We start from the raw sequence: 13,465 nt of genomic DNA, 5'->3' as shown, positions 1-13,465 counted from the left end.
GCGGTAACAATAATAGTTACGCGTTTTCTACTGCAGTGCGTGGGTCAACATATTCCATGTTGAACGCTTCAGCTACTTCTTTGTATGTTACTTGGCCTTTAATTACGTTTAAGCCTTTTAAGAAGTGAGCGTCATCTAGTAGTGCTTTTTTGTAACCTTTGTTTGCAAGGTTAATGATGAACGGTAATGTTGCATTATTAAGTGCAAACGTCGATGTACGTGGAACAGCACCAGGCATGTTAGCAACACAGTAGTGAACAACTTCATCAACGATGAAAGTAGGATCAGCGTGCGTAGTTGCTTTAGAGGTTGCAATACAACCACCTTGGTCAATCGCAACATCAACAATAGCAGCACCTGGCTTCATTGCTTTAATGTGTTCAGCAGTCACTAGTTTAGGTGCAGCAGCACCTGGGATAAGCACGCCACCAATTACTAGGTCAGCTTCTAATACGTGCTTTTCAAGTGCGTCAGCTGTTGAGTAAATAGCTTTAACTTTGTTACCAAACTGTGCGTCTAGTGCACGTAATACGTCGATGTTGCGGTCAAGTACTACAACCTCAGCACCTAGGCCAACGGCCATTTGTGCAGCGCTACGACCAACCATGCCGCCGCCAATAACAACTACTTTAGCTGGTTCAACACCTGGTACACCACCTAGTAACATACCACGACCGTGGTTAGCTTTTTCTAGCGCTTGTGCACCTGCTTGAATAGACATACGACCAGCAACTTCACTCATTGGTGCTAAAAGTGGTAAACCACCGCGTGAATCAGTTACTGTTTCATACGCAATACAGATTGCTTTACTTTTAACAAGGTCTTCAGTTTGTGGAAGATCCGGTGCAAGGTGAAGGTAAGTGAAAAGAATTTGGTCTTCACGTAACATTGCACGCTCAACAGCTTGTGGCTCTTTTACCTTGATGATCATTTCTGCTTTTGCAAAAACGTCAGCAGCTGTTTCTAAAATTTCAGCGCCTGCTTGAACATAATCATCATTTGTAAAACCAATGCCCATACCAGCGTTAGTTTCAACAATCACTTGGTGGCCGTGATTTACAAGTTCGCGAACACTCGCAGGAACCATACCTACACGGTACTCGTGGTTTTTAATTTCTTTAGGTACACCAATAATCATAATTTTGCCTTGTTAGAACGGGATAAAAATTTTCCACTATTATATTCATGCTTGGGTAGTGTGTCTCACCTTTTTTTAAGTCCTTTGTAGTGTTAGTATCTGTAAAATTAACTTTATTAGAATAAAAAACTAAAAAGCCATGCATAACTTATTAGACCGTATTGATCGGAAAATTTTAGTCGAATTACAACTTGATGGCCGCCTGTCAAATGTTGAACTGGCCCGACGAGTAGGCCTAAGCGCCACGCCCTGTCTAGAGCGAGTGAAAAAGCTTGAACGAGAAGGGTATATTTTAGGCTACAAAGCCGTGGTGGATCCTGCCAAACTTGGTCAAGGGCTTTCTGTGTATGTGGAAGTAACCATTACTAAAACATCGCCCGACGTGTTTGAAGAGTTTAGTGCTGCTGTTAGAAAGCACGAAGAAATTATAGAATGTCATTTGGTTTCGGGTAATTTCGACTTTTTATTAAAAACCCGGGTTAACGATATGTCAGAATACCGAGGCGTACTCGGTGATATATTATTAAAGCTGCCCAATGTGAGTGAAAGTCGTACCTACGTAGTGATGGAAGAAGTAAAAGGTGAAGAAGGCGTTGTTATTCGTCCCTTTGTTGCTTAATGATAGAGTAACAGCCTTTAATATACTTTTATCGTTGCAGCCAACTTTGCTTTTTTAATGAGTGTACGACTAAATAATAAAAACTTGTTCATAATCAGGCCATCATGGTTAAGATAAAGTGCATCAAAATACATTTCCTGCTAAGGTATTCTATTGCCAAGTGAGTGTAAAAAATAATAATGAGGGATAGGTAATTATGCGCCTAAACGGTGTACAAAGACTATTAGAAACGGGGCTCATCGTCAGCACCTTTGCAGCGGTATTTATTTTATGTGCTTTAATTAGTTTTCACCCAGCCGATCCTGCTTGGTCGCAAACGGGTGAATTTACCAATGTACAAAATATTACGGGTACAGCGGGCGCGTGGGTGGCCGATATTTTACTCCTTACATTTGGCTGGCTTGCCTATTTTGTGCCAGCGGCTATTCAGCTGCTAGGTTACTTGGTGTTTAAGCAGCCACACCGTATTTTACAACTCGATTACACCACACTTGGATTACGCATTATTGGCTTTGCGCTGTTTATCACCTCAGCAACCGCTATTAGCAGTATTAATTTTGATGATATTTATAATTTTTCATCCGGTGGGGTGGTGGGCGATGTGATTGCATCGGCGATGATGCCAGCGTTTAATTTTACCGGTACCTCTATTTTACTGCTGTGTTTCTTTTTTGCAGGGTTAACGCTATTAACAGGTGTGTCGTGGGTACAATTTGTTGATTATTTAGGTGACTTAATAGTTAGGTTATACCGCTTTTTGGTCACCTATGCTCGAGGTTGGATGCAGCGCGAGCACATTGCAGGTAAAGTACAAGACGAGCAACCCGATGCCTATTTTGAAGACGATACACGACAACAAGAACCTGAACTTGCTAATAAAAAAGCAGACAAACCAAAAGCAATCGATAAACCAACAACTAAAGTAAACGCGCCGCAAGACGACGAGTTTATGCCGTTTGACGAGCTTGACCAAATACTCGATCAAGAAATTAGTTTTAGCGCCATAGACGATGAACCTATGGACACAGAAGCGGCGCTTAATGCGCTGGACCAAAGCCCAGTGGTTGAACCTGAAAAACCAGCTACAACCGTGGTTTCACCAGCAAGGCCAATTAACAAGCCAAAATCAGGGTTTCAACCGCCGCCAACTGCCAAAGAGAAGTTTGAGCAATTATTAGAGCAAGAGCCACCTCCGGGGCCATTGCCATCATTAGATTTACTCGACAGACCCGACAAAGCAAAAAACCCAATTTCACAAGAAGAGCTAGATAGCGTATCGCGCCTTGTAGAAACAAAACTACTCGATTTTAACGTACAAGCTACCGTGGTTGGGGTTTATCCAGGGCCTGTTGTGACCCGTTTTGAGCTTGATTTAGCACCGGGTATTAAGGTGTCTAAAATTACTGGGCTGTCAAAAGATTTAGCGCGCTCGCTATCGGCAATTAGTGTGCGCGTGGTTGAAGTTATTCCGGGTAAAACCTATATCGGTATTGAGCTGCCTAATAAATACCGTGAAATTGTACGTTTATCAGAAGTGATAAACGCACCTAAGTTTGAGCAAAACCCATCGCCATTAACCATGGTGCTTGGTAAAGATATTGCAGGGCAACCTGTGTGTGCTGACCTAGGTAAAATGCCACATTTATTAGTTGCCGGTACAACGGGTTCAGGTAAGTCAGTGGGCGTTAATGTAATGATATTAAGCTTACTGTATAAATCGGGCCCAGAAGATGTTCGCATGATCATGATTGACCCGAAAATGCTTGAGCTTTCTGTTTACGAAGGTATTCCGCATTTATTGTGTGAAGTTGTAACCGACATGAAAGAAGCCGCTAACGCGCTGCGTTGGTGTGTAGGTGAAATGGAACGCCGTTATAAGTTGATGTCGGCTTTAGGTGTGCGTAACTTAAAAGGGTACAACCAAAAAGTAGTGGAAGCCAAAGAAGCGGGCTACCCAATTATGGATCCATTATTTAAAGACACCGATGGCATGAAAGAGGGCCCAGATGAGCTAGACAAATTACCTAGCATTGTGGTGGTTATTGACGAATTTGCCGACATGATGATGATTGTAGGTAAAAAAGTTGAAGAGTTAATTGCCCGTATAGCGCAAAAAGCGCGTGCTGCTGGTATTCATTTAATTTTGGCAACACAGCGTCCGTCGGTTGATGTAATAACCGGTTTAATAAAAGCGAACATACCTACACGTATGGCGTTTCAGGTATCAAGTAAAATAGATTCGCGCACCATACTTGATCAACAAGGCGCTGAAAACTTGTTAGGCATGGGTGACATGCTTTATTTACCGCCAGGCACCAGTGTACCAGAGCGTGTACATGGCGCGTTTGTAGACGACCATGAAGTACATGCCGTGGTAAACGATTGGAAAGCCCGTGCTAAACCAAATTACATAGACGAAATTTTAAATGGTGATGCCACTGAAGATATTTTATTACCAGGGGAAGCCAGCGAGAATGGCGATGAAGAGTCAGATCCGTTATACGACGAAGCGGTCGCCTTTGTAATAGAAACCGGAAAAGTGTCGGTATCATCAGTGCAACGCAAATTACGTGTAGGCTATAACCGTGCTGCACGTTTAGTAGAACAAATGGAAACATCAGGTATCGTGAGTGCACCAGGACATAACGGCGCACGCGATGTATTAGTACCTAATGGAGCAAATTAATGAAAAAATTAAGTAGTTTATTATTAGTATTAGGCAGTTTAGTGGCTATGCCCAGCTTTGCTGACGACAGCCAAGCATTACAAGATAAGTTATCAACGTTAAAAAGCTTTAAAGCACAATTTAAACAAAACGTAACCGACGGTGAAGGCCAACTGGTAATGCAAGGCCAAGGCAATATTGCGCTGCAACAGCCATTGATGATTCGCTGGCAGCAAACTAACCCAGACGACACTTTATTTGTGTCAAACGGCGATAAAACCTATTACTTTGATAGCTTTGCTGAGCAAGTAACCATTATGAAAACCAGCGGTTTAATTGACTCTACACCGTTTATATTGCTCACCTCTAAAGACCCTGCGCAATGGGAAAAATACAGCGTGCTCGCTACTAACTTAGGCTTTAGCATTACCCCAAATAAAGGCGTTGAAAGCCAAGTAGAGCAGCTTGATATTACTTTTGCTGATAACGAGCAGGGGCTTGCAAAACTGGTGGTTAAAGATAACTCAGGCCAGCTATCTGCGTTTACATTTAGCAATGCACAGGTTAATACTGAGCTTGATAAAACAACTTTTGAATTTACCCCGCCAGCGGGTGTAGAAATAGACGATCAGAGTAACGGTGAGTAATTTAGGTTTTAACTTTGGGCCCGATGTACGTCCACTCGCTGCGCGTATGCGCCCTTTATCGCTTAACGATTACATAGGGCAGCAGCATTTACTAAGTAGCGACAAGCCGCTGCATCAAGCTATTGTTGCAGGGCGTTGCCATAGTTTAATTTTATGGGGCCCCCCAGGGGTGGGTAAAACTACGCTGGCGCAAATTATTGCCAATCATGCCGATGCTGAACTAATTCAAATGTCGGCAGTAACGGCGGGCGTAAAAGATATACGCGATAGCGTAACCCAAGCGCGCGATAACTTACAAAGCCGCGGCCAGCGTACTCTAATGTTTGTTGATGAAGTACACCGCTTTAATAAATCTCAGCAAGATGCGTTTTTACCGCATATTGAAGATGGCACTTTTATATTTGTAGGCGCCACCACCGAAAACCCCTCGTTTGCGCTTAATAATGCGATTTTATCTCGCGCAAGGGTGTATGTATTAAAATCCTTGCAGGAAAGCGATTTATACACAGTAATAGAGCGCGCACTCAAACAAGACGAACAACTTAGCCAAAAGCAAATCGTGATTGCAGATAACGCCAAACAGGCGCTATGCCAAGCAAGTGGTGGCGATGCTCGTAAAGTGCTTAATTTACTCGAGCAAGCAGTCGATTTAACCACTGAGCAAAACGGCCAATTTCATGTTGACGAACAGGTACTCAGCCAAGTACTGCCCACGCATTTAGCCAAATACGATAAAGGCGGCGATGAATTTTACGATTTAATTTCGGCGTTTCATAAATCAGTTCGAGGCAGTTCACCCGATGGTGCGCTTTATTGGTACTGCCGTATTTTAGCCGGTGGCGGCGACCCGCTGTATGTTGCAAGGCGCTTATTAGCGATTGCCACCGAAGACATTGGTAACGCCGATCCGCGGGCTATGGAAGTGGCTTTAAACGCATGGGATATTTTTCAGCGTGTTGGCCCCAGTGAAGGCGAGCGTGCAATTGCACAGGCCACCTTGTATTTAGCCAGCGCACCTAAAAGTAATGCGGTTTATATGGCGTTTAACCAAGCTAAAGATGATGCTAAAAATCAGCCAAGCTACCCGGTACCAGAGCATTTACGTAATGCCCCCACTAATCTGATGAAAGATTTAGGGTATGGCGCAGAGTATCGTTATGCGCATAACGAAGAAGGCGCATTTGCTGCTGGCGAAAAATACCTACCGCCAGAAATGGATGGCAAACAATACTACCAGCCAAGTGATCGTGGACTTGAGCAAAAAATTAAACAAAAGCTCGATTATTTAAAAGAGCGCGACGCACAAAGCCCAGTAAAACGTTATGAGCATGATTAAACTTTACATGATGATAGCCTTTGGCGGAGCCTCAGGAGCCTGTTTACGGTTTTTTATTAGCGAAACCATGCTAAAACTCCTCGGTAGGGGATTCCCTTTTGGCACGTTGACGGTTAATATTCTGGGTTCATTGTTGATGGGCATTTTGTACGGTTTAATAGATAAACAAGTTATTGCCGTTAGTCCCGCTAAAACCCTCATCGGAATTGGCTTTTTAGGTGCGTTAACCACCTTTTCAACATTCTCAATGGATTCGTTGTTGTTATTACAACAAGGTCACTTTATTAAAATGGCCCTCAATATCATCTTAAACGTGATGGTGTGTATTTTTATGGCTTGGCTGGGCCTTCAGCTAGTAATGCAAAAAGGTTAAAAAACTAACATGTTAGATTCTAAATATTTACGTCAAGATGTCGAACAAACTGCAGCACGTTTAGCCGCACGTGGTTATGAACTAGATGTAGCGGTAGTGACTGAACTTGAAGAAAAACGCAAAACATTACAAGTAAAAACGCAAGAACTTCAAAGTCAACGTAACGCCAGTGCTAAAGCCATTGGTCAAGCAAAAGCAAAAGGCGAAGACGCACAGCCATTGCTAGACGCAGTTGCTAACTTAGGCAGCGAATTAGATGCGGCTAAAGCTGAGCAAGATGAAGTGTTAGAAGCAATTAAACAAATTGCCTTAGCAATTCCAAACTTACCTGACGAGTCGGTACCAGAAGGCGCTGACGAAGACGACAATGTAGAAATTTTAACGTGGGGCACCCCTAAAAAGTACGATTTTGAAGTTAAAGACCACGTTGATGTAGGGCAAGACCTAAACGGCCTAGATTTTGAAATGGGCGTTAAAATTAGTGGCGCACGTTTTACAGTAATGCGCGGCCAAGTAGCACGTATGCACCGTGCACTTACCCAATACATGCTAGACACCCACACAGACACTAACGGCTACACAGAAATGTATGTACCGTACTTAGTTAATAGCGCAAGCCTTTACGGTACTAGCCAATTACCTAAGTTTGCCGGCGATTTATTCCACACGTTAGGTCTAGTGAACGATGATGGCGAGCAGCAAGCTGGCTTTAGCCTTATTCCTACGGCAGAAGTACCGCTTACAAACAGCGCACGTGATGAAATTTACGAAGAAAGCGATTTACCAATTCGCTTAACAGCGCACACGCCATGTTTTAGAAGTGAAGCAGGCAGCTACGGTCGCGATACACGCGGTTTAATCCGTCAGCACCAGTTTGATAAAGTAGAACTAGTACAACTTGTAAAACCAGAAGATTCAATGCAAGCACTCGAAGAGCTAACAGGCCATGCTGAGCAAATACTTCAAGCGCTGGAATTACCATACCGTAAAGTAATTTTATGTATGGGCGACATGGGCTTTGGCGCAGCAAAAACATACGATTTAGAAGTATGGTTACCGGCGCAAGACACGTACCGCGAAATTTCATCATGTTCAAACATGGTCGATTTCCAAGCACGCCGTATGCAAGCACGTTTTCGTCGTGAAGGCGCTAAAAAACCAGAGCTGTTACACACACTAAACGGCTCAGGTTTAGCGGTTGGCCGTACACTTGTAGCTATACTAGAAAACTACCAACAAGCCGACGGCTCTGTAGTAGTACCAGAAGTATTACGCCCATACATGGGTGGACTTGAAGTGATTGGTAAAGCTTAAAGTACTAGCTGTCAGTTTTTAGCTATAAGCTTTAGAAAGAAAGCCGCTGTTTGTAATGAACAGCGGCTTTTTTGTTTTAGGGAAAAGGTTAAAGGGAAAAGGTTCGAGGTTAAAGGTAAAAGCTGAGATATTAATTCGCAGTGAAATTTATTGTGTAAGAATCGGCTTCATACATTATCGGTGGTATTTTTGTGTAAGCCGTACTTTAACGAGTGACACATAATTAAAAACTTTTGCTGGTTTTATAATCTCGAAAATGGGCTTACAACACCATTGGCTCCTTGTTGTAAAACATGAGTATATATTTGTGTTGTTCGCACATCACTATGGCCTAATTGTGCCTGAACCGTGCGAATATCAGCGCCACTTTGCAATAGGTGCGTTGCAAATGAATGGCGTAAGGTATGTGGTGTAACGTGTTTCCTAATTTTTGCATCGTTAGCAGCCTGTTTAACAGCGCGTTGTAATTGCTTTTCATCAATATGATGACGTCTCAGCTGCTTATTCTCGGGATCAAGACTTAATTTATGTGATGGAAATAAATATTGCCAACCTAACTGTCTGTTATGGTTTGGATATTTCTTACGTAACAAATGCGGCATGTAAGCACCACTATATAAGGGGTTTTTCAGGTCTAATTGCAGGTAACTATCAACTAATTGTATTTGAGAACGTAATTGCGGTATGAGCTCTACTGCAAGCGTTACTACTCGGTTTTTACCTCCTTTGCCATCCCAAATTCGAATGCAGTTATAGTCAAAGTCAATATCGTGTACTCGTAAACGCAGTACCTCCATTAATCGCATACCACTGCCATAAAGTAATCCACAGGGTAAATAATGCTTTGCAGAGCACACTTTAAAAAAATTATTTATTTCCTGCTGCGTTAAAACTACCGGTAGTTTAGTTGCTCGTTTGCTCTTAATAAAACCTAATGATAATGAGAGTGGCTTTTTAATCACTTCTTTAAATAAAAAGCTCAACGCATTTAAGGCTTGTGTTTGAGTATTAGGAGCAACATTTTGTTGGTTGACTAAATGATTTAAAAAAAGTTCGACCTCATTATCTCCCATCGTTGTAGGGTGCCTCATAGAGTTAAAACGAATAAACGAAGCTATCCAGTATAAATACGCTTTAACGGTACTTTTAGCATAACGCTTTAGATACATTTGTTCGGCTATCATAGTTAAAAAAGGTGATTTCATGTTATGAATCTCCAGCAAAAGTTAACTGTATATATAGACAGTGCCTGTTGTTTTGTCCAATATTACTGATCTCCACCATTTCGGTGTATTTCGCCATTTATAAAACATGAGTGAAGCTAACTAATTGTTTACAGGTATTTATTTGAGGGCTAAGATAAATGCATTGTAATATATGGACATTTGTCGTTTTATAAACCGACAAATGTCGTAGACAAAATTGTTATGTGTACAGGAAAGTATGTCGCCAGATAATCAAATAGTATTCAAATCATTGATCCGTTATGGCTTATTTTTCTTTATAATTTGGCTTGTTTTATCAATGGTTCTGATTTTTACTGAGGCAGCTGAATTTTCAGTCAAAGGCTTAGGGTTTTCATTCTTGGTATTACAACTTCCTACATTAATTCTTGTAGTTAAAACAAAACTACGATTAAATAAAAACCCAATAAAATGAGTGACGTACATATAACAAGCCAATTAAGCGGGACTAAAAACAGTTTGCTCGGTTTCGCTACGCTACACATTTTAGCAAACAATTTTTAGCCCCTTATTGGGGCGTTATATGCCTAGGAGATATTGGCGTTGAAATTGATTCCTGAGTTAGAAACTGAAAACTTAATTATTTCAGTTTTAAACCCCGACGATTTTGAGTTACTCATCAAATATGAAAATGATAATCGTAGTCATTTATCTCCGTGGGAGCCAACAAGAGTCAAAGAATACTTTGGTTTTGAAGAAACTAAAAAACGTGTAGAGTTAAACTATGAAAATTTTCAATTAGGCTCTTCAATTTCTCTTGTTGCTTTCGATAAAAGTAAATCTGAAATTATTTGTTTATGTACATTTTCGAATATAGTTCATGGTGCGTTTCAAGCTTGCAATCTTGGCTATTCAATCTCTGAGAAAAAACAAGGAACAGGTTTAATGTTTGAAATGCTCCAAGCATCAATACAGTACGTATTTACTGAATACAATTTACATAGAGTAATGGCTAATTATATTCCATCAAATATTCGTTCTGCCAAGTTATTAGAGAAACTAGGGTTTCAAAAAGAAGGATTGGCAAAGTCTTATTTAAAAATAGCTGGTTCTTGGCAAGATCATGTTTTAACCTCAAAAATAAATCAGAGTTAAATCGGCATATAACAAGTCAATTCAGCAGGACAAAAAACAGTTGGTTTTGCTCCTGCGTCGCTAATTTTAACCAACTGATTTTTGCCTCTGATTGAGGCGTTATGTTTTACGGAAATTATGCGTAAATTTATATTCATGGTGTTATTAATGACAGGAGTCACAATGGCTAAGGAATATCCTGAATCTTATGATGCAGTTGAAGCAAAATATCAACTGGTTGGCATTGATGCTCTTAGTGAAAAAGAAAAAGCTATATTTGCTATTTGGTGGTTAGAAGCAGAAGTAAACAATGGCGGGTTTCATCAATACTTTTGGAATTCAGCTGGTGATAATGCTGATATAGCAGTTGAATCACTTAACAAAATTGGAGCAACTAAAACCGCTGAATTGCTCAAGCAAGCCATAGAAATTGCTTTTTCTGGTTCATTACCTCTAACTCGGGATGATAGGCAAACATTACTGGAAATTAACGAAGATAAAAAAATGGATGCACTTGGAGAGTTAGATGATAGCTTTTATGAGTATCAAGAAGATTTCTATAAAATGCTAAATACATATGGTGCAAAGTAAAACATAACAAGAAATTAAACAAGGACAAAAAACAGTTGGCTTTTTGTTCACTACGTTCACCTATTTTAGCCAACAATTTTTTGCCTGTTAATTGGGCGTTAGGTAACTAGGGAAGGTATGGAGTTAATCAAAGCGTTTATTCCTCTAATTATTATTTTATCCTTATGGATTACGATAGGGATCTATTTTGGAAATAAAATTAAGAAGCATAAGGATGCACTAGTTGAAGATAAATCACGTCCTACTAATTGTTTAACATTAACGCGTGGAATTGAACCTACAAACTACCTTAGAAAATACTCTGTTATCATAGATGGCTGCAATATCGGAGATATTGCCTCGGGTGAAACTAAGCATTTCGAATTGTCTAAAGGTAAACACACTATTTCAGTGAAAATAGATTGGTGTAAATCAAAATTATTTGAGTTCGAAATACTTGAAAATGAAAATACTGAATTAAATTGTGGTGCTAACTATAACAATTGGAAGTGCATGTTCATGCATGCAATAAAACCTTCAAATTGGGTATATGTCAAAGTTACCTAACAAGCGCATTAAGCATGGGACTACTAACAGTTTGCTCGGTTCCGCTTCGCTACACATTTTAGCAAACTATTATCAGCCCATTATGCGGGCGTTAGCAGTACAAGAATCATATCAACTAATGGAGTATATTTTCATGGAACAGAAAAGTGGTAAGCCTCAGTTAAAAGAATCAAATGACAATCTAGATCTTATTCGGATGCAAACCGAAGTTGCACTTGTAGATTCAATGACAAAATCAAAAACACTAACAATCATGGTCGTTGTTGGCGCTCTAGCATTTTCTGGCTTTGCATATTTCTTATATAAAATGGCAGGCATGCAATAACTAATGTAATTTACAGCTAACAAACTGTTAAACAAGGACAAAATACTGTTGGCTTTTGCTCCTTCGTCGCTTACTCTAACCAACTATATTTTGCCCATTAACAGGGCGTTAGGGAACATAATGGAAGGTCTTCAATCCAAATATCAAATAGAAATTTCTAAAATTCTCACAGATGGATTTGAGAAAGAATTATTGAATGCTGCATTTACGAATTTATTGGTTCCTAACCCACTACAATTCAACAACTTTGGTTATGCATTGAGGGAACTTATACGCCATGTGTTGCATCGATTAGCACCTAATGATGAAATTAAAGCTTGCGCTTGGTTTAAGCCAGATCCAACCTCAAGAAATGGATTCACTCGAAAGCAACGAATAAAGTATGCCATTCAGGGAGGGCTCTCTGATTTCTATATAAAAAGTAAGTTAGGAATAGATGATGTTGACGAAGTTTCTAAAGAGCTGCTTGGTATTATCGACTTATTAAATAGTTATACGCACATTGAATTACATACTTTTGATATAAGCACGAGTGAGGTGTATCGGCTTGCAAATGAATGCCTTAACACAACTGTTTCGTTTGTAGATAAAATTACAGAAATTAGAAGCAATGTTATTGATGCCATTGTTGAAGATGTAGATCGGAGCCTAGTTGAAAAAGTACTTATGGAATCAGTCGAAGAAGTGATGGAGTTATCAACACATCAGCACATTGATGATATATATTCGGAAGAGTCCCGAGTTATTAAAATTGGGGCTAGCTCGTTACAGTTGGATGTTAAAGGTACTGTTGAATGTGAACTCTTATATGGTTCAGCATCAGATAGACGCCGAGATGATGGGGCTTCGATTTCCGAGTCTTTCCCTATTCAAGCTTCTCTAAATGTCGTTTTTCAAGCACCACTGGGTAGCTCAATTGATGTTAAATCGCTAAATGTAGATACGTCAAGTTGGTACGAGTAATGTTCCCTAACAAGTTACTAAAGTGGGAAAATTACTGCGTTCACGATTTTTGCAAAGAAACGCAAAAAGCGCGTCCTTGTAATTTCCCCTTAGTAAAGCGTTATATTGCAATCAAATATGAAGTATAAATGTCCAAATTGCGATAAGGCTATTTTCAATCGAAGATTATCGCATTGTGAATTTTGTGATTTTGAGCTGCCGCAAGAGCTATTACTGAGTAATGCCGAAAAAATAAAGCTGGATAATGAATATAAAGCAGCTCAATTAAATACATCGAGGCAAAGGTTAAGTAAAGATGTTGGGTATTCAGGGGTTACTGAATCAAACGAAGTTAGCTTTCTGCTAGGAGAACCTAGCCTTCGAGCTAGAGCTGCTAGGCAATGTATCAAATGTGGTTTGCCTGTGTCAGAAGACTTTGAAGAGTGTCCGTATTGTTTTGGCAAGAACGAGAGTGAAGTAAACAAGGCAAAGGTAACTTATCAGCAAGAAATGAAATTGGTTCAAGGGCTAGGTAAATACTTTATTATAGCTTTTGTAATCGTTGCTTTAATTATGCTTAGTGCATTTGCAATATAACAAATTAATTAAACCGTGGACGCAAAACAGTAGGCTTGCGCTCCTTCGTCGCTT

At 40.2% G+C, this 13,465-nt stretch carries 15 protein-coding genes; 13 read left to right on the top strand and 2 right to left on the bottom strand.

The features are described from left to right. Nucleotides 1–16: 16 nt before the first annotated feature. Complete coding sequence (gene ald, locus DK924_RS07615) at nucleotides 17–1,138, bottom strand: alanine dehydrogenase (RefSeq protein ID WP_008110075.1); 1,122 nt, start codon at nucleotides 1,136–1,138, stop codon at nucleotides 17–19. 139 nt (nucleotides 1,139–1,277) lie between these two features. Here ald and lrp point away from each other — a divergent pair, with 139 nt between their 5' ends. The 6 genes from lrp (at nucleotide 1,278) to serS (ending at nucleotide 8,092) form a co-directional block, all read left to right on the top strand. Continuing rightward, on the top strand, nucleotides 1,278–1,757 hold the full coding sequence (gene lrp, locus DK924_RS07610; RefSeq protein WP_008110073.1) for a leucine-responsive transcriptional regulator Lrp: 480 nt from the start codon (nucleotides 1,278–1,280) through the stop codon (nucleotides 1,755–1,757). A 196-nt stretch (nucleotides 1,758–1,953) separates the two neighbouring features. Continuing rightward, entirely contained in the window at nucleotides 1,954–4,443 is a 2,490-nt protein-coding gene (locus DK924_RS07605; protein WP_109874777.1) for a DNA translocase FtsK, read from the top strand. Next, the gene (gene lolA / locus DK924_RS07600; protein WP_036956351.1) at nucleotides 4,443–5,069 is read left to right on the top strand and encodes an outer membrane lipoprotein chaperone LolA; all 627 of its coding nucleotides are present in this window, start codon (nucleotides 4,443–4,445) and stop codon (nucleotides 5,067–5,069) included. The genes DK924_RS07605 and lolA overlap by 1 nt, the downstream gene beginning before the upstream one ends. After that, nucleotides 5,062–6,405, top strand: coding sequence for a replication-associated recombination protein A (locus tag DK924_RS07595; RefSeq protein WP_109874776.1), 1,344 nt, complete (start codon nucleotides 5,062–5,064; stop codon nucleotides 6,403–6,405). The genes lolA and DK924_RS07595 overlap by 8 nt, the downstream gene beginning before the upstream one ends. Continuing rightward, the gene (gene crcB / locus DK924_RS07590) at nucleotides 6,398–6,778 is read left to right on the top strand and encodes a fluoride efflux transporter CrcB (protein ID WP_109874775.1); all 381 of its coding nucleotides are present in this window, start codon (nucleotides 6,398–6,400) and stop codon (nucleotides 6,776–6,778) included. Before DK924_RS07595 ends, crcB begins: the two co-directional genes overlap by 8 nt. A 9-nt stretch (nucleotides 6,779–6,787) precedes the next feature. Next, entirely contained in the window at nucleotides 6,788–8,092 is a 1,305-nt protein-coding gene (serS, locus tag DK924_RS07585) for a serine--tRNA ligase (protein WP_008110064.1), read from the top strand. Nucleotides 8,093–8,334: 242 nt separating this feature from the next. On the opposite strand, the gene DK924_RS07580 is transcribed toward serS, so the two are convergent. After that, nucleotides 8,335–9,297, bottom strand: a complete 963-nt coding sequence (locus tag DK924_RS07580; RefSeq protein ID WP_109874774.1) for an integron integrase — start codon at nucleotides 9,295–9,297, stop codon at nucleotides 8,335–8,337. 238 nt (nucleotides 9,298–9,535) lie between these two features. Here DK924_RS07580 and DK924_RS18790 point away from each other — a divergent pair, with 238 nt between their 5' ends. The 7 genes from DK924_RS18790 (at nucleotide 9,536) to DK924_RS07545 (ending at nucleotide 13,411) form a co-directional block, all read left to right on the top strand. After that, complete coding sequence (locus tag DK924_RS18790; protein ID WP_109874773.1) at nucleotides 9,536–9,751, top strand: hypothetical protein; 216 nt, start codon at nucleotides 9,536–9,538, stop codon at nucleotides 9,749–9,751. Nucleotides 9,752–9,879: 128 nt separating this feature from the next. Beyond that, nucleotides 9,880–10,431 (top strand): GNAT family N-acetyltransferase, encoded by a 552-nt coding sequence (locus DK924_RS07570; protein ID WP_109874772.1) that lies wholly within the window; start codon nucleotides 9,880–9,882, stop codon nucleotides 10,429–10,431. Between the two features lie 162 nt (nucleotides 10,432–10,593). Beyond that, nucleotides 10,594–11,001, top strand: a complete 408-nt coding sequence (locus tag DK924_RS07565) for a DMP19 family protein (protein ID WP_181388753.1) — start codon at nucleotides 10,594–10,596, stop codon at nucleotides 10,999–11,001. A 117-nt stretch (nucleotides 11,002–11,118) separates the two neighbouring features. Then, a complete protein-coding gene (locus DK924_RS07560; protein WP_109874770.1) occupies nucleotides 11,119–11,547 on the top strand; it encodes a hypothetical protein in 429 nt (142 codons plus the stop codon). A 133-nt stretch (nucleotides 11,548–11,680) separates the two neighbouring features. Continuing rightward, nucleotides 11,681–11,872 carry a hypothetical protein gene (locus tag DK924_RS07555; RefSeq protein WP_041709022.1) on the top strand — a complete coding sequence of 64 codons (192 nt, stop codon included), beginning with the start codon at nucleotides 11,681–11,683 and terminating at the stop codon, nucleotides 11,870–11,872. Between the two features lie 120 nt (nucleotides 11,873–11,992). Then, nucleotides 11,993–12,835, top strand: coding sequence for a hypothetical protein (locus DK924_RS07550; protein ID WP_181388752.1), 843 nt, complete (start codon nucleotides 11,993–11,995; stop codon nucleotides 12,833–12,835). A 105-nt stretch (nucleotides 12,836–12,940) separates the two neighbouring features. Then, nucleotides 12,941–13,411 (top strand): hypothetical protein, encoded by a 471-nt coding sequence (locus tag DK924_RS07545; RefSeq protein WP_219986085.1) that lies wholly within the window; start codon nucleotides 12,941–12,943, stop codon nucleotides 13,409–13,411. Nucleotides 13,412–13,465 lie beyond the last annotated feature (54 nt).

It is taken from the genome of Pseudoalteromonas sp. meg-B1, from assembly GCF_003173795.1.
In the GTDB taxonomy this organism is placed as follows: Bacteria; Pseudomonadota; Gammaproteobacteria; order Enterobacterales; family Alteromonadaceae; genus Pseudoalteromonas; species Pseudoalteromonas undina.
The sequence above is the reverse complement of the archived record's forward strand: the minus strand, read 5'-3'. Positions and strand labels throughout refer to the sequence as shown.